The organism is Allobosea sp. 01N443 (assembly GCF_056399325.1).
In genome coordinates, this window is sequence record NZ_JBFTRC010000104.1 from 13466 (window position 1) to 34817 (window position 21352).

At 64.9% G+C, this 21352-nt stretch carries 18 protein-coding genes, 2 tRNA genes and 1 pseudogene; 10 read left to right on the forward strand and 11 right to left on the reverse strand.

Features of this window, described 5'->3' with window-relative positions; all coding sequences use genetic code 11:
- Positions 1-7: 7 nt before the first annotated feature.
- A complete protein-coding gene (locus AC1DRP_RS22625) occupies positions 8-799 on the reverse strand; it encodes a pseudouridine synthase (RefSeq protein WP_476769609.1) in 792 nt (263 codons plus the stop codon).
- 474 nt (positions 800-1273) lie between these two features.
- Between AC1DRP_RS22625 and aroC the strand changes: the two are divergent.
- Both aroC and ribB read left to right on the forward strand, forming a co-directional pair.
- Positions 1274-2199: pseudogene (aroC, locus tag AC1DRP_RS22630) on the forward strand (chorismate synthase).
- Between the two features lie 69 nt (positions 2200-2268).
- Positions 2269-3546, forward strand: coding sequence for a 3,4-dihydroxy-2-butanone-4-phosphate synthase (gene ribB / locus AC1DRP_RS22635; RefSeq protein WP_476769610.1), 1278 nt, complete (start codon positions 2269-2271; stop codon positions 3544-3546).
- A gap of 191 nt (positions 3547-3737) precedes the next feature.
- Here ribB and AC1DRP_RS22640 read toward each other — a convergent pair whose 3' ends face one another.
- Positions 3738-4667, reverse strand: coding sequence for a histone deacetylase family protein (locus AC1DRP_RS22640; protein WP_476769611.1), 930 nt, complete (start codon positions 4665-4667; stop codon positions 3738-3740).
- Positions 4668-4911: 244 nt separating this feature from the next.
- Between AC1DRP_RS22640 and AC1DRP_RS22645 the strand changes: the two genes are divergently transcribed.
- Positions 4912-5508 carry a L,D-transpeptidase gene (locus AC1DRP_RS22645; protein ID WP_476769612.1) on the forward strand — a complete coding sequence of 199 codons (597 nt, stop codon included), beginning with the start codon at positions 4912-4914 and terminating at the stop codon, positions 5506-5508.
- 208 nt (positions 5509-5716) lie between these two features.
- Here AC1DRP_RS22645 and AC1DRP_RS22650 read toward each other — a convergent pair whose 3' ends face one another.
- The 5 genes from AC1DRP_RS22650 to AC1DRP_RS22670 form a co-directional block, all read right to left on the reverse strand.
- Positions 5717-6610 (reverse strand): metallophosphoesterase, encoded by an 894-nt coding sequence (locus AC1DRP_RS22650; protein ID WP_476769613.1) that lies wholly within the window; start codon positions 6608-6610, stop codon positions 5717-5719.
- Positions 6611-7029: 419 nt separating this feature from the next.
- Positions 7030-8409 carry an aspartate aminotransferase family protein gene (locus AC1DRP_RS22655; protein WP_476769614.1) on the reverse strand — a complete coding sequence of 460 codons (1380 nt, stop codon included), beginning with the start codon at positions 8407-8409 and terminating at the stop codon, positions 7030-7032.
- A gap of 119 nt (positions 8410-8528) precedes the next feature.
- Entirely contained in the window at positions 8529-9998 is a 1470-nt protein-coding gene (locus AC1DRP_RS22660; protein ID WP_476769615.1) for an amidase family protein, read from the reverse strand.
- A 52-nt stretch (positions 9999-10050) separates the two neighbouring features.
- Complete coding sequence (locus AC1DRP_RS22665) at positions 10051-10902, reverse strand: patatin-like phospholipase family protein (RefSeq protein WP_441507686.1); 852 nt, start codon at positions 10900-10902, stop codon at positions 10051-10053.
- Positions 10903-10909: 7 nt separating this feature from the next.
- Positions 10910-11311 carry a MarR family winged helix-turn-helix transcriptional regulator gene (locus AC1DRP_RS22670; RefSeq protein WP_084652251.1) on the reverse strand — a complete coding sequence of 134 codons (402 nt, stop codon included), beginning with the start codon at positions 11309-11311 and terminating at the stop codon, positions 10910-10912.
- Positions 11312-11525: 214 nt separating this feature from the next.
- On the opposite strand from AC1DRP_RS22670, the gene AC1DRP_RS22675 reads away from it, so the two are divergent.
- The gene (locus AC1DRP_RS22675) at positions 11526-13157 is read left to right on the forward strand and encodes a long-chain-fatty-acid--CoA ligase (RefSeq protein WP_441507687.1); all 1632 of its coding nucleotides are present in this window, start codon (positions 11526-11528) and stop codon (positions 13155-13157) included.
- A gap of 45 nt (positions 13158-13202) precedes the next feature.
- Entirely contained in the window at positions 13203-13979 is a 777-nt protein-coding gene (locus AC1DRP_RS22680) for a DUF1499 domain-containing protein (RefSeq protein WP_476769616.1), read from the forward strand.
- A 48-nt stretch (positions 13980-14027) separates the two neighbouring features.
- Here the strand turns inward: AC1DRP_RS22680 and AC1DRP_RS22685 are convergent, their stop codons facing one another.
- Positions 14028-14948: an MBL fold metallo-hydrolase gene (locus AC1DRP_RS22685; RefSeq protein ID WP_476769617.1), complete on the reverse strand. Its 921-nt coding sequence runs from the start codon at positions 14946-14948 to the stop codon at positions 14028-14030.
- Positions 14949-15106: 158 nt separating this feature from the next.
- Here AC1DRP_RS22685 and AC1DRP_RS22690 point away from each other — a divergent pair, with 158 nt between their 5' ends.
- Positions 15107-15733, forward strand: a complete 627-nt coding sequence (locus AC1DRP_RS22690; protein WP_476769618.1) for a biotin transporter BioY — start codon at positions 15107-15109, stop codon at positions 15731-15733.
- Positions 15734-16273: 540 nt separating this feature from the next.
- Here AC1DRP_RS22690 and AC1DRP_RS22695 read toward each other — a convergent pair.
- Positions 16274-16350 (reverse strand) — tRNA-Pro (locus AC1DRP_RS22695).
- A gap of 181 nt (positions 16351-16531) precedes the next feature.
- Here AC1DRP_RS22695 and AC1DRP_RS22700 point away from each other — a divergent pair.
- Both AC1DRP_RS22700 and AC1DRP_RS22705 read left to right on the forward strand, forming a co-directional pair.
- Positions 16532-16606 (forward strand) — tRNA-Gln (locus AC1DRP_RS22700).
- A 300-nt stretch (positions 16607-16906) separates the two neighbouring features.
- A complete protein-coding gene (locus tag AC1DRP_RS22705; RefSeq protein WP_441488286.1) occupies positions 16907-17122 on the forward strand; it encodes a DUF1059 domain-containing protein in 216 nt (71 codons plus the stop codon).
- Between the two features lie 178 nt (positions 17123-17300).
- On the opposite strand, the gene AC1DRP_RS22710 is transcribed toward AC1DRP_RS22705, so the two are convergent.
- Positions 17301-18698, reverse strand: a complete 1398-nt coding sequence (locus AC1DRP_RS22710; RefSeq protein WP_476769619.1) for a TAXI family TRAP transporter solute-binding subunit — start codon at positions 18696-18698, stop codon at positions 17301-17303.
- Positions 18699-18913: 215 nt separating this feature from the next.
- Positions 18914-19648: a MipA/OmpV family protein gene (locus AC1DRP_RS22715; protein ID WP_476769620.1), complete on the reverse strand. Its 735-nt coding sequence runs from the start codon at positions 19646-19648 to the stop codon at positions 18914-18916.
- A gap of 251 nt (positions 19649-19899) precedes the next feature.
- Here AC1DRP_RS22715 and AC1DRP_RS22720 point away from each other — a divergent pair, with 251 nt between their 5' ends.
- Together AC1DRP_RS22720 and AC1DRP_RS22725 are read left to right on the forward strand one after the other, a co-directional pair.
- Positions 19900-20685, forward strand: coding sequence for a response regulator (locus AC1DRP_RS22720; protein ID WP_476769621.1), 786 nt, complete (start codon positions 19900-19902; stop codon positions 20683-20685).
- The coding region (locus AC1DRP_RS22725; protein ID WP_476769622.1) for a hypothetical protein at positions 20682-21352 on the forward strand (671 nt) is incomplete at its 3' end. The genes AC1DRP_RS22720 and AC1DRP_RS22725, both read left to right, overlap by 4 nt.

The following is a 21352-nucleotide window of genomic DNA, read 5'->3' on the forward strand; positions in this document are numbered from 1 at the left end:
GGCGGTTCTACCCGTCGAGGCGGCCCTCGGCCGAAGGTCGCGGAGCGCCGACGCAGGCATTATCGAGCGGTAGTGCGATCTCGTCAGGCTGCAATGCGCGGACCGCGCSCTTTGGCAACTCGCCCAGCGGCAAGGCCCCGATGCCGACACGGACCAGGCGCAGCACCCGCGCGCCGGCCGCTTCGACGATGCGCCGGATCTGTCGGTTGCGGCCCTCGTCGATCACCATTTCGATCCAGGCGTTCCTTTGGCCATGGCGCAGGAGCGTCGCCGCCTTGGTCGAGAGCGCCTCGTCGCCGTCGACGGCACCGGCGCGCAGCCGCACCATCAAGGCGGTGTCGGGCACCGTGTCGATCTGGACATGGTAGGTTTTCTCCACGCCGGAGGCCGGGTCCAGGATGCGCTGCGCCCAGCGCGTGTCGTTGCTCATGAGCAGCAACCCTTCACTCGCCTTGTCGAGCCGCCCGACCGGGGCGACGAACGGTAGCTCCAGTCCGTCCAGGCAGGAATAGACCGTGGCGCGGCCTTCGGGGTCGGTCCGGGTCGTGAGCGCGCCGCGGGGCTTGTTGACCATCAGATAGACACGGCGTTCGGCCGAGACCGTTTCGCCATCGACGATGATGCGGGCACGCGCGAGATCCAGGCGCAGGCTCGGGTTCAGGGCAAGACGCCCATCGACCCGGACGCGCCTGCCGAGAATCAGGCCTTCGGCCTGGGTGCGTGAGCAATAGCCGAGCTTGGAAAGGGCGCGCGCGAGGCTGACGGACCCCGGCGTGCCGGGGCCGGATTGTCTCGACATGGTCTGGGCATTCCGAATGCGAAAGACCGGTCGCCGGCTCCGGGGCCATCATGTCGAGGCGCGGGACGGGCTACCGTGGACAAGCCGCCTTGCGGTGCGAAACCGTCTGCGCGAACCTCGTCCGGGATAGGTTGCTGTGCCAGGTCCGAGACGGCACGCCGTGGCAGGCGTCGTGGCCGACCTGAGGCCACTCCCCCCGAACCCGCTCCTCTTCGGAAGGTTCGGGGCTAGGCGCCCGCGATGATGACACTCCCGGGGCGCCAGGAGCGCGGCTGGGTGACAGGCCTGCGTCTCATCGGGCCTAGAAGCCGCCGGATCGGGCGGCTGTCAAGACTTGCGCTGCCGCGCAGCATTGCCGGGGATGCGGAGCGCGGGACGCGACGCGGCGGGCGTTGGGGCATGGTTTGCGCGCAGCGGGGTTTCGCGCGGGCGCGATCCGGCTTATGAGCCCGGAGCGAAACCCGTCAGGCTGCCATGTCCCATAACACCTTCGGCCATCTCTTCCGCGTCACCACCTTTGGGGAAAGCCACGGGCCGGCGATCGGCTGCGTCGTCGATGGCTGCCCGCCTCTGATCCCGCTGAGCGAAGCCGAAATCCAGCTCGAACTCGATCGCCGCCGGCCCGGTCAGTCGCGCTTCACCACGCAGCGCCAGGAGCCTGATCAGGTCCGCATCGTCTCCGGTGCGAGACGGCCATGCGGGTCGCAGCCGGCGCGATTGCGCGCAAGGTCGTGCCAGGCATGATCGTGCGCGGTGCGCTGGTGCAGATGGGGCCGCACAAGATCGACCGGAACAACTGGGACTGGAACGAGGTCGGCAATAATCCGTTCTTCTGCCCGGATGCCAAGGCGGCGGCCTTCTTCGCCGAATATCTCGATGGCATCCGCAAGTCCGGATCCTCGATCGGCGCGGTGCTGGAGATTGTCGCCGAGGGCGTTCCTGCCGGCCTGGGCGCGCCGATCTACGGCAAGCTCGATGCCGAGCTGGCCTCGGCCCTGATGAGCATCAATGCCGTCAAGGGTGTCGAAATCGGCGAGGGGTTCGCTGCGGCCGAACTCTCGGGCGAAGAGAATGCCGACGAGATGCGGGCCGGCAATGACGGAAAGCCGCTCTTTCTCTCCAACCACGCCGGCGGCATCCTGGGTGGCATCTCGACCGGGCAGCCGATTGTCGCCCGTTTCGCGGTGAAGCCGACATCCTCGATCCTCGCCACGCGCGCGACCGTGACGCGGACCGGCGGGGAAGCGGATATGTTCACCAAGGGCCGCCATGACCCCTGCGTCGGCATCCGGGCCGTGCCGGTCGGGGAGGCAATGGTCGCCTGCGTGCTGGCCGACCAGTTCCTGCGCCATCGCGCCCAGGTCGGCGTGGTCGAGCCGCGCTGGCCCTTTGCTCGGTGAATTTCAGTGTTACTGAAATTAATTCCCTGCTTCATTGCAAGTGAAGCGGGGGCGTATTAGCTTGCGGCCATGAAGCTCGAAACTTGGCTCCGGCAGAATGGCATGGCTCGCAGCGCCTTCGCGCGGCAGGTCGGCCTGTCGCCGGCCAGCGTGTCGGCGCTCTGCAACGATCAGAGTGCCTGGATCTCGCGCGAAAGTGCCGAGCGCATCGCCGCCGCCACGAACGGTGCCGTCACCCCCAATGATTTTCTGGGCCTGCAAGGGCCGCGGGAGGCTGTCATGCAGCAGAACGTCACTCAGGCCATCGAAGCCTTCGCCCGCGGCGAGATCGTTATCGTCACCGATGACGATGACCGCGAGAACGAGGGCGATCTGATCATCGCGGCCTCGCTCTGCACGCCGGAGAAGATGGCCTTCATTATCCGCAATACCTGCGGCATCGTCTGCGCGCCGCTGACGGCTGACGAGGCGCGGCGGCTCCGGCTCGACCCGATGGTCTCGTCAAACGACGCACCGCTCGGCACGGCCTTCACGGTGACGGTCGACGTCAAGCACGGGCTGACCACCGGTATTTCGGCCGAGCAGCGCAACAATACCGTGCGGGCGCTGGCCAATGGCAATATGGGCGCCACGGATTTCGTGCGGCCCGGTCACGTGTTTCCGTTGATCGCCAAGGATGGCGGTGTTCTGATGCGCTCCGGCCATACCGAAGCGGCGGTGGATCTCTGCAAGCTCGCCAATCTGCCGCCGGTCGGCGTGATCTGCGAGCTCGCCAATGATGATGGCACCGTGATGAAGGGCGCGCAGATCACCGCCTTCGCCAAGACGCACGGGCTGCAGCAGATCACGGTCGCCGAGCTGATCGCTTATCGCCAGGCGCGCGAGAAGCTCGTCGAGCGGGTGCATTCCTTCCCGGTCAAGACCGAGTTCGGCGAGATGACCGGCCATGTCTATGTCACGCCCTTCGAAGACACCCAGCATTTTGCCTTCGTCATGGGCAAGGTCGGTGACGGCGAGAAGGTCCCGGCGCGACTGCATCGTGCGAATGTCGTGGCGGATGTGCTCGGCGGCGCGAAGTCGATCCAGTGCGCGCTCCGGCGCTTCCAGCAGGATGGTCGCGGCGTGCTGATCTATCTGCGCGACGGCTCCGCCGGCGTGCCGATCAAGAGCGTCGAGGAGGGTTCCGACGCCCAGCGCTCGCAGCAATGGCGCGAGGTCGGACTCGGCGCCCAGATCCTGCGCGATCTCGGGGTCGCCTCGATCGTCAACCTCGCGTCATCGCCGCGCTCCTTCGTGGGCCTGAGCGGCTTCGGCATCGAAATCGCGGAGACGCAGCCGCTGGAGTGAGCGGCTCCGCCATCAGCGCGACGAAACGCAGCCCCCGGGGATGCCTGCCCTGCCCGGATTGGGTCGCCGCTGGGCGACTTGCAAGGGCGGCTAGATCATCGGACCGGACATCGCATCCAGTCCGATGATCTAACCCCTTGTCTTTGCATCGGCTTTCCCGAAAACCGCAATCCACTTTTCGGGCCGATGCTTTAGCCTCGCATCAGTGCCAGGACATGGCTTGCGGTCGATTTCGACAGGGCTTCGAGATCGTAGCCGCCTTCCAGGATCGAGACGAGGCGGCCCTCGGCGCGACGATCGGCGATCGCCATCAGCTTCTGGGTCGCCCAGGCGAAATCGCTCTCGACCAGATTGATATTGGCGAGCGGGTCGCGCCAATGCGCATCGAAGCCGGCCGAGATGATCACGAGGTCGGGCTGGAAGGCGTCGACACGCGGCAATACCGCGGTCTCGAACGCATCCCGGAAGGTGTCGGAACCATCGCCCGCGCGCAGGGGGGCATTGACGATCGTGCCGTGTTCGCCACGTTCCGAGGYGGCGCCGGTGCCGGGATAGAGCGGCATCTCATGGGTTGAGGCGTAAAGCACGCTCGGGTCGTTCCAGAAGATCTCCTGCGTGCCATTGCCGTGATGCACGTCCCAGTCGATGATCGCGACGCGCTCCGCGCCATACGCCTTCTGGGCGTGGCGGGCGGCGATGGCAGCCTGATTGAAGAAGCAGAAACCCATCGCCTTGACGCTCTCGGCGTGGTGGCCGGGCGGGCGCGTGGCGCAGAAGGCATTCCTGGCCTTGCCCTGCATCACCTCGTCCACGGCGTGGGTGGCAGCGCCGACGCCGCGCAGCGCGGCCTCCAGCGAGCCGGGCGACATCGTGGTGTCGGCTTCGATCTCGACGAGTCCCGTGACCGGCGAGGCGGCGATCAATGCCTCTACGAATTGGCGCGGGTGGCAAAGCGTGACGAGGTCGAGGTCGGCACGCGGCGCCTCGACCCGGGCCAGGTGGGCGAATCGTTCATCTTCGAGCGTTTGCTCGACGACGCGGATGCGGTCCGGGCGCTCGGGATGGCCGGGCGGAGTCAGGTGCCGGAGGCTCGCCGGGTGTGTAATCAGAAGCGTCGTCACTGGTTCTCACCCTCATTGCGGGGCCTGCCGCCGCGCGTCATGTTGCACTGCCGTTGCGCGATTACCACGGTCGCGGCCGAAGTCGACGAAACACGCATCACGGCTGGAACTTCATTGCGCCATGTCAGTTTGCCGCATAGAGCAGCGGCGTAGCTCGACGTCGCCCCAACCCCCGGGGCGGGAATAGAATATTAACTTTTCATTCATCATAAATGGCGCGTTCGCGGCGTCGCTGGTGGTAGGCATGAAACAGACCGTAATCGTTGCCCTGGCGCTGTCGACCCTTCTCGGTGCGTGCCAATACAAGAGCGTGAATGCTCCCGCACTGTCCGAGCGCGATGCAGAATACATCGCGTTGGTGCCGAAATTCGAGCACCAGATCACGCAGTTGCCCTACGAGATCACGGACCCGACCGGTCTGCCGCCCGGCAGTATCAAGGTCGATACGGTCGAGAAGTTTCTCTACTTTGTGCTGCCGAACAAGAAGGCGATTCGCTACGCCGTCGCGACCGGCGACGAGGCCTTCGGCTGGACGGGTGAAGCCACGATGCAGCGCAAGGCCGAGTGGCCGCGCTGGACCCCACCGGCCGAGATGATCAAGCGCTGGCCGCATCTGGCGCCCCGCGCCGGTGGCATGGAGGGCGGTCCGGACAACCCGCTCGGTGCGCGCGCTCTGTATCTCTACCAGAACGGCAAGGACACGCTCTACCGCATCCATGGCACGAACGAGCCCGAGACCATTGGCCGTTCGGCGTCTTCCGGCTGCATCCGGATGCGCAATATCGACGTGATCGACCTCTATAATCGGGTCACGGTCGGCACCAAGGTGGTGGTGGTCTGACGGCCCCCGCCGGTTCTGGTCGGGCCTCGCCCGGCCAGGGTCTGACAGCATTTCAGATCGAGCGGAGCAAGATGCTCGGGGCATCCGAGCATGCGGCGGCAGTCGCTAGATCGCCGTGCGTCCGTTCGGACGCAGGAGCGGCGATCTAGCTCTTTGTTTAAGCATCGGTTTTTTCCAAAAACCGGATTCCACTTTTCGGTCCGATGCCCTAGCCTAGCTCCACCAGCACAACCTCCGGCGGAATTCCGAACCTGAGCGGCAGTTTGCTGGTGCCGAGGCCGGCAGAAACCACCAGATCGCGCCCGTTCTCGCGGACATGGCCATAGGCGTAGCGATTGCCATAGCGTGACGGCACGATCGGCGACCAGCCGAACAGCCTCACCTGTCCGCCATGGGTATGGYCTGACAAGGTCAGAGCAACCCGCGCCGGCATCCGGGCGAAGGCATCCGGCTCATGCGCCAGCATGATGACGGGCGCGCCATCATCAGCGATCTGGGCGAGGGTGCCGGGCAGATCGTCGACGCCATTCTTCTGTCCGCGCAACCGTTTGACGAAGGCGATCTGGTCGCCGAGACCGGCAAGCCAGAGCGGACCTGCAGCGGTCTCCAGGCGCAGCGCCCGATTCTCGAGAACCGTGATCCCGGCCGCTTCGAGCGCAAGGCCCGCTTGTGTCGGCCCGCTGCGGTTCCTTTGTGTCGGTTCGTCCTGCCACCAGTCGTGGTTGCCGAGTACGGCGTAGACCCCGCTCGGCGCCTTGAGCGCGGCGAGTGCCATAGCCCATTCGGCATAGGGAGGGTCGGAGGCGCGGCGCGTCCGGCTCGCAATGAAATCCCCGAGCAGCAGGACGAGATCCGGATTCAGCTCGTTGGTCATCGCGACGATATCGCGCACACGCGATACCGGCATATGCGGCCCGCCAATGTGCAGATCCGAGATGATTGCGAGTTTGAGGCGGCCTGACTGGGGCCAGCCATTCGGGGTGAAGCGGTAGTGCGTCACCCGCTGATGGGTTGGCTCCCAAGCATAGGCATAGCCGCCAGTGCCGAAGCCGGCCAAAARAAGACCGGCGAGAGTTTGGAGAACTCTGCGCCGGTCAATCATGGAGGGTCTCGAAAGTCAGTCTGGCAGTCGTCAAGTCAATCGTCAAAACCGTTGCGGAGAACGGCCGGCACAAGATGAGCCGGTTTCCTCTCTGCCGTCCTGTCCGACGCAGGCGAGGCACGTCTCGTTCCCGCGGCGATCGCGCGAAATGCGATCGGGCGGAAGTGCGATGCGTAGGCCTCTCTGGCCGAGGCATCATGGAAGCTCGCGCTGCGTTGCGTCGTCTGACGCTTGTTGGCGGAAGGCATCGGTCCTGACTTTACTTGTTGCACGGTGCCGGCGGTTCCTGGCCGTMGACACAGGGAAGGTGACGTCCGATCGGGACGACGAAGCGGCGTGATCGTGATTTCTTCGTGGCTTTTCGGCCTCGATCGCAATCATGTCGCCGCTTCGGTTAATCTCCCCTTAAGCATGCAGGCTCAGGCCGCGAGCAAGCCTTCGGCCTTGACCCAGGCGAGCGTCTTGTTCAGGGCCCGCTCGTAGCGGTCGAACATCTCCTCGATCTYGGCCTCGGTGATCACGAGCGGCGGGCAGAAGGCGACACGGTCGCCCATGGCGCGGGTGATCAGGCCCTCTTCCTGCGCGAAGAAGACCGATTTCGGGCCGACGCCCTTCTTGGTCTCGAACGGGGCCTTGGTCACCTTGTCCTTGACGATCTCGACGCCACCGATCAGACCGACGCCGCGCGCTTCGCCGACCAGCGGATGCTCGGCAAGCTTCTCCAGCCGCCGCAGGAAGGTCGGGGAGACCTTGCGGGTGTGCTCGACGATCTTGTCGCGCTGATAGATTTCCAGCGTCTTGACCGCGATCGCGCAACCGACGGGATGGCCGGCATAGGTGTTGCCGTGGCCGAAGGTGCCGATCTTGCGGCTCTGGTCGACGAGGACCTCGTAGACCTTGTCGTTCATCAACACGGCGCTGAGCGGGAAATAGGCCGAGGTGATCTGCTTGGCGAGCGAGATCGTGTCGACGTTCATGCCATAGGTCGTGGTGCCGAACATGTTGCCGGTGCGGCCGAAGCCGGTGATGACCTCATCCGAGATGAACAGGATGTCGTATTTGGCGAGAACGGCGTTGATCTTCTCGAAATAGCCATCCGGCGGGGTGATCGCGCCGCCGGCGCCCATTACCGGCTCGGCAATGAAGGCGGCGACCGTGTCCGGCCCTTCGCGCAGGATCATCTCCTCCAGTTCGGCTGCGAGGCGCGAGGAGTAATCCTGCTCGCTCTCGCCAGGCTCGGCGAAGCGATAATGATGCGGGCAGGAGGTGTGCAGGATGCCCGGCAGCGGCAGGTCGAAATCGATATGATTGTTGGGCAGGCCGGTGAGCGAGGCTGAGGCCACGGTGACGCCGTGATAGCCCTTCAGCCGCGAGATGATCTTCTTCTTCTGCGGCCGGCCAAGGGCATTGTTCATATACCAGACGATTTTCACCTGGGTGTCGTTGGCGTCGGAGCCGGAGGCGCCGTAGAACACCTTCGAGATCGGAACCGGTGCGATCTCCTTCAGCTTCTCCGCCAGCTCGATCGCCGGATCATGGCTGCGCCCGCCGAAGATATGCGTGAAGGGCAGCTTCTTCATCTGCTCCGTCGCCGTGTCGATCAGCTCCTGGTTGGAGTAGCCGAGCGCGGTGCACCAGAGCCCGGCCATGCCCTCGATGTATTCCTTGCCGGCGCTGTCATAGACGAAGACGCCCTTGCCGCTTTCCAGCACCAGCGGGCCGGTCTCGCGATGCGTCGCCAGGTTCGTGTATGGGTGGACCAGGGTCTCGATGTCGCGGACGGCGAGGTTGGATAGCATGGCGCAATCTCCAGGTTTTTATGCGGCCTTTATGCGAGCATAGACCGGGATCAGCGCAAGCACTGAGCGATTTTCACGCAGATCGACGCAGACTCTGGCGCGTATCGGGTTGCGCCTGCTCAGGATTGTCCGGCCGAGCCGGGGGGAACGCGATATCCTGCGCCCGCCCTTGCCAGCATGCCGCCGACGGCGACTGCCGTCAGGTCTTCGCCGGCCGCCGCAATGATCTGCACGCCGAGCGGCAGACCAGCGTCCGACTGCGAGATTGGCGCAACCAGCGAAGGCAGGTCTGCGCCAGTCGCGAGCGAGGCCCAGAGCAGGAAATCGAGATAGGGGCGAGGCTCGCCGTTCACGACAAGGCGCCTCGCGTGAATATCCGGCGTGTGATCATGCGGGATCGCGGCAACGGGGGCAGGTGGGCAGAGCACGACGTCATAGGACTGGAAGAAGCGGGCCCATTGCCGTTTCAGAGCCATGCGCCGCTGCGAGATCTGCTGATAGAGCCCCGGCGTCATGCGCGCGCCGCGCGCTTGCAGCGATTGATGCGAGAGATCGTTGGTGCTGAAGCGCGATGCCATGGCCTGGATACGCGCCCTGACCTTGGGCGGCAGACCATAGGCGACGACGGCATGGTTGAGCAGCGCATAGACCTCGAAGGCTTCGGAGAAGCGGATCGCTGGGCGCGCAGTCTCGTCGATGATCGCGCCCTGCGCGGCAAGCAGATCCGCGGCCCGATGCACGGCTGCGCCGACCTCCCGGTCTGTCGGAGCGAAAGCATCGTCGGCCCAGAGTGCGACACGCAGGCCGCGGGGCTCCTCCAGCCTAGGAGCGGTGAGTGTGGCGCCCGCGACTCGGGAATCGCGCGGGCCGGCCAGCACCGGAAGGATGAGCGCAAGATCCTCGGGCGCGCGCGTGATCGGTCCGGCGACCAAAAGGTCGGCATTACGCGGTGTGCGGCGCTCGGGCGGCGGCGGCAGGTGGCCCCAGGTCGAGATCAACCCCCAGCTCGTCTTCAGGCCGTAGACGCCGCAGGCATGGGCCGGCCAGCGCGCCGAGCCACCGAGATCGGAGCCGAGCTCGAAAGCAGACATGCCGGTCGCGACCGCGGTTGCCGCTCCGCCGGACGAGCCGCCGGGTGAGAAGGCCGCATTCCAGGGATTGTTGGTGACGCCGTGAATGGGGTTGTAGCTCTGGAAATCGCCTGAGAAGACCGGGACGTTGCTCTTGCCCAGAATGACGGCGCCGGCAGCGCGCAGGCGAGCGACGGGGGCGGCATCATCGGTGGGAATGCGCTCCTTGTAGGCGGGTAGCCCGCCGGAGGAGGGCAGGCCGGCAACGTCGAACGCGTCCTTGATCGTGATCGGCAGCCCTTCAAGCGGGCGGGCGCTGCCATCGGCGAGGCGCTTGTCCGATTCTGCCGCCGTGGCGCGCGCGGCCTCGCGGTCCTGGGCAATGATGGCGTTGAGCGATGGGTTCAGCGAGTCGATGCGGGCGAAGCTGGCCTCGAGCAGGTCGCTTGCGCTGAAGCGGCGCGCGAGCAGGGCTTCGCGGAGGTCGGTCGCGGAGGCGGTCAGATCGATCGCAGGCATCGGTACGTCCGGTCGGTTGGCAAGAACCAGTTCGCAGGAACCAGCCTCATGCCTAGCCGGTTCGCGCTTCGACTTCCATCCGCCGAAGGAAGCTCTCGCCGTCACTGATGCCGAGTTCGTAGGCGAAGCGGATCCCCTCCCAGTCGCGGATCGTGAATTGCGAGACCGGAATGGTCCGGGACGGGCGCGCATAGGTCCGGCCCGGCACCTGCGGCACCGCGGAGAAGGGGCGCGTCAGCAGGACCAGCGTCCGTTCGCCGGCCTGTTCCAGATCGGCGAGCGCCCAGGCGGGGGCGCTGTCGACCAGCCCGCCGTCGAGCGCAGCGCGCTGCCCGACGAGCCCGGCCGGCATGAAGGGAGGCACTGCAGCGCTCGCCATCAGGGCCGCGACCAGTTGCTCTGCGGTTGCGCAATCGGCGAGCCGGACAAGATCGGGCACGAAACCGAGGCGGCGCCCGGCGGTGGGATGGACCGGCCGGCGGAGGCGCTTTTCGAGCTGATAGGCGCCGATCCCCAGCATCGCGGCGATCGGCAGGGGCCAGAAGCGTGGCGGGCGCGAGATCGCGATGCGGAAATCGCTCATCAGCCGCAGGGTTGAGAGGGCCTCGGGCGTGAAGAGCTGGGTGAGGAGGCTCTGATAGAGCTCGCCGACCGGGAAGAGCCGCCCACCCCGGCGAAAGGCCGCCCAATCCATTTCGGATGTTCGGTCGAGACAGGCTTGCCTGACCTGCTCGCGTACGGTCGGGCCGAGACCGAGTGCCGTATAGAGCATCGCGAAGGCGCCGGCGCTGACACCGACGACCCGGCGCGGTGACAACGCGAGGCGTGGCGCCACGGTTTCATGGAAGCCACCTTGCCAGTAGCAGCGATTGCCGCCGCCAGCGAAGGCGAGCCCGGCGAACATGAAGGCGCTATTCGGCGTCCGCGGCGCGAGCGAGGTCGCGCCAGGCCAGGACGAGCCGGTCGAGATCTGCGAGATCGCCGGCCGGCAGCTTGCCGAGCGTGGTCGCGACATAGCTGCGTTGCGCCGCGATGCCGGCTTCCGCCAGCCTGCGCCCCTCGGGCGTCAGATGCATCGCATAGGAACGCCGGTCGCCCGCGATTGCCCGGCGCTCGACGAGGCCGGCCTGCACCAGGCGATCGACGAGCCCGGAAACGTTGCCCTTGGTGACGTAGAGCCGCTCGGCCAACTCGCTTTGGCTGATGCCTTCGCGCTCGGTCAGCGTGGAGAGCAGATCGAATTGAGGGATCGAGAGCCCGAGCGTACGGATGCGCGCCGTCATCTGGCCGAGCATGCGCTGGTGCAACCGCATGAAGCGGAACCAGACGCGGTCTGGATCGGTGCGTAGGGCGTCGGGCGCTGACACGGTTCCAACTCTCAGGGTCTATCAGTTCTGCCCTAAACTATCGCGTGGCTCCAGGCGAGCCCTTCATTCCCGCTCCGGCTCAACTCCTGCTTCCCTGCCGGGGAGCAGCCTGTCTATGCTGCTCCCAACAACAGCAAGAATGATCGTGGGGAGAGACGCTATGCTTGGCCTGATGCAGGACTGGCCCCTGCTGCTGCACCGGATCATCGACCATGCCGCCGTCCAGCACGGCACCCGCGAGGTCGTGAGCCGCGCGGTGGAAGACGGCTCGCTGCGGCGCACGACCTATGCCGATATCCGCCGCCGCGCCCTGCGGGTGGCCAGGCGCCTCGAGCGGGAAGGGATGCGGCTCGGCGACCGGGTCGCGACGCTGGCGTGGAATACCGACCGGCATCTCGAACTCTGGTACGGGATCAGCGGGATCGGCGCGATCACGCATACGGTCAATCCGCGGCTGTTCCCGGAGCAGATCGCCTGGATCATCAACCATGCCGAGGACAGGATGCTATTCCTCGACCTGACCTTCGTGCCGCTGATCGAGCAGATCCAGGACAGGCTGCCGAGCATCGAGCGCTACATCGTGCTGACCGATGCGGCACATATGCCGCAAACCAGCCTGAAGGGAGCAGCCGCCTTCGAGGAGTGGCTCACTGAAGCCGATGATGATTTCGCCTGGAAGCAGTTCGACGAGAACACCGCCGCCGGGCTCTGCTACACCTCCGGCACCACCGGCGGTCCGAAGGGGGTGCTCTATTCGCACCGCTCGAACGTGCTGCATGCCATGGCCTGCTCGGCGCCGGATTATATCGGGTTGTCCTCGCGCGACAGCGTGCTGCCGGTCGTGCCGCTCTTCCATGCCAATAGCTGGTCGCTGGCCTATTCCGCGCCGATGACCGGAGCCAAGCTGGTCATGCCGGGTGCGAAGCTCGACGGTGCATCGCTGCTCGAATTGCTGGAAGGCGAGGGCGTGACCTGCACCGCTGCGGTGCCGACGGTCTGGCTTGGCCTGCTGCAGCATCTGGAGGCGACCAACGCCCGCCTCTCGACGCTGAAACGTGTGGTGATCGGTGGTTCAGCCTGCCCGCGGGCGATGACGGAAGCATTCGAGCGCAAATATGGCGTCACGGTCGCACATGCCTGGGGCATGACCGAAATGAGCCCGATCGGCTCGTTCTGCTCGATCAAGCCGGTCTATGGGCATCTGCAGGGCGATGCGCTCTACGATCTCAAGGTCAAGCAGGGGCATCCGCCCTTTACCGTCGAATTCCGCATCACCGACGATGCCGGCCAGGACCTGCCCTGGGATGGCAAGACCTTCGGGCGCCTGAAGGTGCGCGGACCGTCCGTCGCCGGCGCCTATTTCAGGCGTGAGGATGAAGCGATCCTCGACGAGCACGGTTTCTTCGATACGGGCGATGTCGGCACGCTGGATGCCGCGGGGTATCTCCAGATCACCGACCGCTCAAAGGATGTGATCAAGTCGGGCGGCGAGTGGATATCGTCCATCGATCTCGAAAATCTCGCGGTCGGCCATCCCGATGTGGCGGAGGCCGCGGTGATTGGCGTCGCCCATTCCAAATGGGACGAGAGGCCGCTGCTGGTCATCGTTCCAAAACCCGGCCGTTCACCGAGCCGCGACGAGATGCTGGCCTATATGACCGGCAAGATCGCAAAATGGTGGCTGCCGGACGATGTCGTCCTGGTCGAGGCGATACCGCATACCGCTACGGGCAAGATCCAGAAGACCGCGCTGCGCGAGCAGTTCAAGGACTATCGCCTGCCGACAGGCTGAGCCGCGAGGCTTGCCTTCGGTGCCAGACCCCGCCACGTAATCATCATGCATCGTCGCATCGTCTTCGAGGAACCTGTCTCGCGCGCCGCACGCTGGAGCCGGCGGCTGGCCTGGTTTTCCGTCGCGGTGCTGCTGCTGGCCATTCTCGTCGCCCGGCTCGGCGAGCCTTCGGCGCAGGGACTCGCGCCGATCGCCGGTGCCTATGGCTTCGTTCTGCTGGCGTTGCTGCTGGCCGTGCTCGCCTTCATGCGGATCTGGCAGGTGGGGCATCGCGGGGTCGGCATGGCGGCACAGGCCTTCGTGCTTGCGCTCATCATGCTTGCCCCAGTGCTCTATGGTGGCTTCAAATGGCTGACGCTGCCGCGATTGAGCGATATCTCGACCGATATCGATGATCCCCCGACCTTCAGCCGCTCGCAGGCCGCGTTGACCGTGCGCCACGGCCTGGTGCCGCCCGACGTACCGGCTGGAGAGCGGCGCATCCAGCGCCAAGCCTATCCGAAGACGCTGCCGATCGTGCTGGAGGTCCCGGCCGAAACGGCGTTCACAATCGCGCGCCGGGCCGCCACTGCACTGGGCTGGCAGGTGCTCGAAGCGTCGCGCCCCGGCGGACGCAGCGGGGCAGGGCGGATCGAGGCGGTGGCGCGCACCCGAATCCTGCGCCTTGCCGAGGACATCACGATCCGAGTGCGACCGCGTGCCGACGGCAGCCGCATCGACATCCGCTCGGCTTCGCGGATCGGAAGCCACGATCTCGGCGCAAATGCTGCCCGCATCGCCGCCTTTGCTGCAGAGGTCGAGCTGCTGGTCGAGGCACGGTAGGTCATGTGCGACGGCGTGATGCGATCCGAAGAAATCGACGCCGCTGCATCAGGTCCGGGCCAGCTTGTATCGGCTCGCCAGCATCGGCAGTGCCTCGTCGCAGATGACAGTGCCGTGGAGGACCAGATCCTCGAGTTGGGCGAGGATCGAGAGCGAGGCCGCGCCATGCAATGCGACCGGCAAGCCCTGATAGATTGGTGGCACCATCTCCGCGATGCGCTCGTCGCCAGCCCTGAGGCGGTTGAGGATCGCGGCTTCGCGCAGCCGGCGGTGCTGTACGAGCGCGCGCAGGAAGCGCTGCGGTTCGTTCACCGGCCCGCCATGGCCAGGCCAGTAGATGGCGTGCTCCATCGCGCGCAGTTTTTCGATCGAAGCCATGTAGGACGCCATCGAGCCGTCGGGCGGGGCAACGATGCTCGTCGACCAGGCCATGACATGGTCGCCTGAAAACAGGCTTGTCTCTTCCGCGAGCGCGAAAGCGAGGTGATTGGCGGTGTGCCCCGGCGTTTCGACCGCCGAGAGCGTCCAGCCGGGGCCCGTGACCGTGTCACGGTCATACATCGGCAGATCGGGGGCATAATCGCGGTCGGCCGCGGCATCGAGCGGATTGATCTCGCCAAGCGCCAGTTCGCGCGCCGCGCGATGCGGCAGGCAGCCGGCGACGATGGCGCCTGTCGCCGCTTGCAGTGCCGGAACGGCGGGCGAATGATCGCGATGGGTGTGTGTGACAAGGATATGGCTGACGCTCTCGTCAGCGAGTGCGGCAAGGACGCGCGCGACATGAGCCGGGTCGTCGGGGCCAGGATCGAGCACCGCCACAGTGCCCCGGCCGATGATATAGGTGCAGGTGCCGGTAAAGGTCATCGGCCCGCTATTTCCGGCGATGATGCGCCGGACGAGCGGCGACAGTTCAACCACGTCGCCGGAGGGAGCCGTGGCGCTCCGATCGAATTCGATGTCTTCGCTCATGCGGGTTCCGTCGCCTGGTCCAGTCGCGTCACGGGGGCAGGTTGCGCCCCGGCCTTGCCGCTTCGCGCACCGCCGCGCGCCTTGTAGGGCATTGCAGCATTTTCTATAGACGGAAAACCGGCTGCGCAGCGCGGCCCTCGAAAAATGGATGAGAGCGCATGGCCGATCTGCTTCCCCTTTCCGCTCCGACCCTGGTCAACGCGATCCTTCCCCAGATCTCCGGACGTCGCGCCGCGCTGGCGCGCAATGTCGCCCTTGCCGTGGCCGGCAGCCTGCTGCTCGTCCTCGCGGCCAAGATCAAGGTGCCGTTCTGGCCGGTGCCGATGACCCTGCAGACGCTGGCGGTGCTCGGCCTCGGTGCCGCCTATGGCTCGCGCCTCGGCGCCGCGACTGTCGCACTCTACATCGCCTACGGCCTCGCCGGCCTGCCGGTCTTCACCAACACGCCGCCGGTCGCGGCCGGGCTGTTCTATCTCGCGGGTCCGACCGGCGGGTTCCTGGTCGGCTTCGTGCTTGCGGCGGCTGTCGCTGGCTGGGCGGCCGAGCGCGGCGCCTCGGTGTTCCGGCTGATCGCGGGATTCATTGTCGCGGAAGCGCTGATCCTTGGCCTCGGCGGCCTGTGGCTCGCTCTTGGGGCGCAAATGGCGAGCGGTGCCACCGGCGTCGGCTTCGCCAAGGCCTTCGCCTTCGGCGTGCAGCCCTTCCTGCTGGGCGACGCGCTCAAGATGGCGCTGGCCGCGAGCCTGGTCGGGGCAAGCTGGTCCTTCCTGCGCCGCCGCGGCTGAGACCTGCAGCAGCGACAGAGACGAACGAGCCGGGGCTTTGCCCCGGCTTTTTCTTTGACGCCAGCCGGGAAGGCGTCGGCCCGAAAAGTGGATTGCGGTTTTCGGCAAGGCCGATGCAGCCGCACAAGGTGAAAGCATCGGGCCGCATACAAGATCCTGCCCGATAGTCCACCGATTCGCGTCAGGCAGACGGGCCCGCGCTCAGCCTTGCGGATTATTGCCGGAGCAGGTCTTCACGGGTTGGCCGAAGATATCGAGCTTCATCAGCTCCCCGCATTTGTCGCAGCCGGAAAGCAGCACGGCGAGGCTCATGATTCCGATGATTCGGGAAAAGCGCGTCATACAGTGAGCCCCATTGTCCTTGGGCGAGACTACAGGAGCGGCGCGCACGACACCATCGCTGTACCGGGAGAAGTCGTGGATGCGTTAATTGGGCCAAAACAGGCCCACCTGAGGATCAAGCCACGCTGAAACTGTCCGGGCAACAAAAAAGCCCCGAAGGGCTTGATTTGTAACTACTTGAAATATCTCGGGAAATTTTGGTCGGAGTGGCAGGATTTGAACCTGCGACCCCCACGTCCCGAACGTGGTGCGCTACCAGACTGCGCTACACTCCGATCAACTGGTGGCCGGCTTATAGCCAGCGTCGCGCCGCAGCGCAACAGGGCTAAGCACCTCTTGTGTGGATTTCTCCAGAGCCTCGCCGAAGGATCTGTTGCGTCGGATGCAGCCACCTGTGAGAAGCGCTTGTCGACGGTTGCGCAGAGGCGCGACGCACACTAGAACGCAGCAGCGCGTTGGGGCGTCGCCAAGTGGTAAGGCAGCGGTTTTTGGTACCGCCATTCCCAGGTTCGAATCCTGGCGCCCCAGCCATTATCATAAAATATTGATTTTAAACGATTTTCCAAGATTTCTGTAACCGTTGTCCATAGCAGTCGGACGTGACGCCCTTGGCTGCTAGCCTGAAGTGGCGAACGGGTTGGTAGGATCGAGACCCACAGGGGCGAACGACATTCTCCCGCATCAGCAGGCTTCGATTATCTCAGCTACATCCGATCGTCGGGCGCCGGATCTTTTTGCCAGGCCCGGGGCGTAAGCGTACTGTGGGTGAAGTAGGGGGCTTCCATTCGACGTGATGGAAGGTTGCTTGATCTCCCAATCGGGGAGGACGTTATGGGACGCAAGTTCATCGACTGCCGTGAATTCCCGAGCGAGATGAATTGCTCAGTCACGATCATCGCCGACAATGAGAGCGAACTGGTGGAGGCCTCGGTGCAGCACGCCGTTGCCGTGCATGGGCATCAAGATACGCCTGAACTGCGGAACCAAATCAAAGCCGCCATCAAAGATGGCATGCCGTCTGAGAAGGCACCAAGTCGCGCCGCCTGATCGAACACGTGGTGCCGCCATTCTCTGATCCAACAACTGGCCTGCTGCCGGTTTTGTGCACGGTCTCAAGCACGTCTGTAACGAGCGGCGCCGTGTCATCTTATCGACCAGACGAGAGAGGCTGGGCCGTGTCGGGGCGATAGTCGGCGCACGTGTTGGGAATCGGTGCAGCTACGAGTTATGAGCCCGTTCCAAGACGCGCCTTCAGTTCGACTGTCGTGCGGTCGATCAGGAATTGCTGGTAGCGATAGAACATTTCCTCGCCCATCGGCGTTGCGAACGAGTTGGCGTATCGCTGACACCGCTCGCGCAGCCCGGCCAGGCGCTCCAGCATGTCCTTGATCGCTTCACGTTCATCCGCATCCGGCAAGGCGGGCTTCGCGATGGGATGCAGTGCTGGCGCATGGCTGACGGCCTCCCCCGCCACGAGCCTTGCTTCCGCCTCAAGCTTCTCGCGCGCGGAATCAAGTCGCCAAAGACGAAAGCGGCTGATGCCCTTCAGCAGGTTGAAAAGGGCCGTAACGGCCATGACGAGGTAGATCCAATAGGCGGGCGACATGAGGTTCACGAGCCATGGAAAATAGCGGTCTACGAACTCCGGCTCGCCAGTCAGAAAGAACTGCCTCGCTTCGGACGATAGCGGCACCGCGGTCGCCGAACTCGTCGAGGTCGGCGGGTTGCTGCGCACGAAAGTCGGAAGCGCAGCCGCCAGGAGCACCAGCAATTCAATGCGGTCAGCTCTCTTCGCGCACGCGTTGGCCAGGACCAGCGTATTGACCTGCGGCACCATTTTGTCGGTCGCAGGGGCCAGGCGCATCAAGTCGTATCGGCCAGCCGGCACGCGCCCAAGAGTCAGCCATGGAAAGCGGTCGGTCAAACCTCTTAAATCTCGGAGTTCGATGATTTCCAGATCATAGCGGCCGATGATCGTCCGCAGGAACTCGGCATCATTTCGCATGACATAGGCGGCAATATCGAGATTGCCCTGCGCCACAAGCTGAGCCTGCTCCTCGAGCTCGCGATAGGACGTTCGAATGTCGAGCTTCTTCAGGTCGGGATCGCCGAGCAGCTGGAGCACGAGATAGGCCGTTCCCGAATTCTCGGGGCCTATTCCGATGGAGGCGCCCCGTAGGTCGGAGAAGCTACCGAAGGACCGATCGCGCCGGGTCAGAAAAAGCAGCGACTCCGGCTCGGGCAGGCGCCCCAATAGTTCCAGTTCGGATTCGGCAGGCACTGGAGTGCCGTCCTGAACGAAGGCAAATTTCTCGGCGCAGGACTTTTGGTCTGCCATCAGGCGTTTGGCGTTCTCGATCGAACCCGCCGTCGGGATAACCTCGAGATGCCCTCGGTCGCGCCTGGCCAGCTGCGCCAGATCTGAAGCGAGCGAATGATAGGCGCCGCCTGGCGCTCCGGTCAGTATCGACGCTCGAAATGAGCCGTAGTCGCGCACCGTGCTGTAGGACAGAGCCAAGCCTGCAATGGCTGCTGATGCAACAACCAGCAATAGAATGCGCAGAACGCCCCTGCGCCGACCCGCGAAACTAGGTTTGTCTGGTCTCGGAGCGTGAACCGGCACGGTAGATGCCTGCAATGGGGGCAGTATGATCGCGAGGTCCCGGAGATTTGCACGACACTCGCGCGCTCGCCAGTTCTATCATCACTGCCAGCCACCCTGCGCCCGTTGCAAACGTAAATGCCTTTTCCTCCGTTACGCTTTAGCGGCCGGAGCCGGCGCTTCCATCTGCCTCACATACGCCGCGCCCTCGCCACGCCTGTCCAAGGGGCATCCCCTCACCAGAGTTTGATGTCGAACGAGTAGCTCACGCCGAGGCCGACGGTCGTCTGGTCCGGCGATCCATAGCGGGTCACCAGCGGGCTGGATGCCGCATCATCCCTGAGGCGGGCGTATTCGACATAGGCACGGACCTCCCATCGCGGCGTCAGTTGATAGCGCGCCTGCAGGCCGGCGCCGATCGAATGCAGCCCGCCCTTGGCATTGAAGAGGGGAAGCCCGGAAGCCAGCGATTGGGCGGCGTCGACGCCGAAATACGGTGCGGTCGCCTTGTTGTCGGCCAGCGAGAGGCGCGGCCCGCCGGACAGCGTCCAGCGTTCGCCGACGGGAACGACGACATCGGCGGAAAGATCGGCGACGAAGCCCCTGTGCCCGCCGAAACCACGGCGCGTTTCGATTCGCGTCCGGAACCAATCCCGGGGCCAGAACTCGGCGAAGAGGCCAGCTTCGATCGTCGCGTCGACATCGCCGAGCCCGCGCAAATGTCTGGGGTAGTCGCCAGCGTCGCGACCGCCCTTGTACTTGCCGACAAGACCGCCATGGAAGCCGCCGATGTCGATCAGCGAAATACCGGCACCGTCCAGAGGGGCGCGAAAGCGCGCAGCCTTGCCGGCCCGGCGGATGGAGACGATCGGAAGGGGTTCGAAGCGGAAGCGGCTAGCGCCTTCGAATTCGGGGAGAAACCTGCCCTGAGCACCCAGGGTGATGGTCCAATCGCCGGGGATCGTTGGCATGCGATCGAAAAGACTCTGCGCATGGGCATCACCAGGAACTGTCGTGCAGATGAGCGCCAGGGCAGATGCGGCCAGGGCCACGCGGCCGGACAAAATGCGCCGAAGCGCCTCCAACGACGTCATTCATCAACCCCAATGGCGCAAAACGCGTGCGCGAGACGCTCATCTCTAGGGCCGCGGGCGCGCGGGGCGATGTCGCCGGGATTTCGGTTTGCAACAGACTGTTGCAGAATGATGCTTGCCCAAAGGGCATGTGGAAGGCCAAGGGTACTCCTCTGCCGGAGCTTCATCGCGTGGCCCGCTCGAACAGCCCTCATCTCCTCATCGTCGATGACGACGCCACGATACTTAGGATCCTCGCGCGATTCCTGAGTGAGCATGGGGTGCGTGTGACGCAGGCCCAGGCCGGGGCGCAGATGCTCGAAGCCCTGGAAGCAGGGCGCTTCGACCTCATCGTCCTCGATATCATGATGCCGGGAGAGGATGGGCTCAGCCTTTGCCGGCGCGTCCGTGCCACGAGCAACATCCCGATCATCCTGCTGACGGCGATGACATCCGATACGGATCGGGTCGTCGGGCTCGAACTCGGTGCCGACGATTACGTGACGAAGCCTTTCAACCCGCGGGAGCTTCTGGCGCGGGTGCGGGCTGTTCTGCGCCGGACCGGCGTCTCTCCCGCCGCTGCGCGCGATCACGTGCGGTCGAACTTTCGGTTTGCGGGATGGACTCTGGATGCGAAACGCCGCGTCTTCCTGTCTCCCGACAATGTGCTGACCGACCTGACCAGCGGCGAGTTCGATCTGCTTCTGGCATTCGTCGAGCATCCGCAGCGTGTTCTCAGCCGTGATCAGCTGCTCGATCTGGCCCATGGCAGGGCAAGCCAGATCTTCGATCGCAGCATCGACGTCCAGATCAGCCGGCTGCGCCGCAAGATCGAGATCAATCCGCAGGAACCACTGCTCATCAAGACCGTGCGGAGCGAGGGATATGTCATGACTGCGGACGTGGTTGCCGATGCGCCCGAAGCGACGCCATGAGGGTAAGGCTGTGGTCGCGGGTGGGCTTTGCCCCCCGCATCGCCATTGTTGTGGTCCTCACCTTCATCGGGACGCAACTGCTGGGCGAAGCGCTTCGCGCGCTGGTGCCACCCTCGGATTTCGCGTTGTTCGACACGCAGTGGCTTGTCGATACGACAGTCGATGCTCAACGGACCGTGACGGCGGCTGATGCCAGCCAGCGTGATTTGGCGCTGTCTTCGCTGAGATCGAAGGAGTGGCTCGATTTCGTCATCCGTGAAGGTCAACCCGCAGCGCCGGGCGGTCCTTCGCCTGCATCGAGCGCGACGCTCCAGGCCCAGATCAGCAAGAAACTGGGCGTCGATGCGGATGCTGTCGTTGTCAACATCACGCCCTACGGCAACCTGCTCAGTCAGGTCAGGACCGGTGTCGTTCTCTTGTCCGGCCTGCCGGCGCTCATGACCAATGTCGCCGCGGATTCTGTCGAGCACTATCCGCTCGTGGCATCGGAAATCGAGATCGGCGTCCGCCTCTCGGATCGGTCCTGGCTGATCGTGACGCAGCGCGCCGGCGATCTGGCGAGCGCGCGCTACGTGCGGAACGCGGCGGACCTGATCGGCGGGGCGCTGTTTGTCGGCATGCTATCCATCTGGATGGCGCGCAGCCTGGTCAAGCCGCTGACGCAGCT

Coding starts and splice junctions, on each gene's coding strand:
- ribB (WP_476769610.1), top strand. CDS start 2,269: ATGAAGCTCGAAACTTGGCTCCGGCAGAATGGCATGGCTCGCAGCGCC.
- AC1DRP_RS22645 (WP_476769612.1), top strand. CDS start 4,912: ATGAAACAGACCGTAATCGTTGCCCTGGCGCTGTCGACCCTTCTCGGT.
- AC1DRP_RS22660 (WP_476769615.1), bottom strand. CDS start 9,998: ATGCCTGCGATCGATCTGACCGCCTCCGCGACCGACCTCCGCGAAGCC.
- AC1DRP_RS22665 (WP_441507686.1), bottom strand. CDS start 10,902: ATGTTCGCCGGGCTCGCCTTCGCTGGCGGCGGCAATCGCTGCTACTGG.
- AC1DRP_RS22670 (WP_084652251.1), bottom strand. CDS start 11,311: ATGCGGTTGCACCAGCGCATGCTCGGCCAGATGACGGCGCGCATCCGT.
- AC1DRP_RS22675 (WP_441507687.1), top strand. CDS start 11,526: ATGCTTGGCCTGATGCAGGACTGGCCCCTGCTGCTGCACCGGATCATC.
- AC1DRP_RS22680 (WP_476769616.1), top strand. CDS start 13,203: ATGCATCGTCGCATCGTCTTCGAGGAACCTGTCTCGCGCGCCGCACGC.
- AC1DRP_RS22685 (WP_476769617.1), bottom strand. CDS start 14,948: ATGAGCGAAGACATCGAATTCGATCGGAGCGCCACGGCTCCCTCCGGC.
- AC1DRP_RS22690 (WP_476769618.1), top strand. CDS start 15,107: ATGGCCGATCTGCTTCCCCTTTCCGCTCCGACCCTGGTCAACGCGATC.
- AC1DRP_RS22705 (WP_441488286.1), top strand. CDS start 16,907: ATGGGACGCAAGTTCATCGACTGCCGTGAATTCCCGAGCGAGATGAAT.
- AC1DRP_RS22715 (WP_476769620.1), bottom strand. CDS start 19,648: ATGCCAACGATCCCCGGCGATTGGACCATCACCCTGGGTGCTCAGGGC.
- AC1DRP_RS22720 (WP_476769621.1), top strand. CDS start 19,900: ATGTGGAAGGCCAAGGGTACTCCTCTGCCGGAGCTTCATCGCGTGGCC.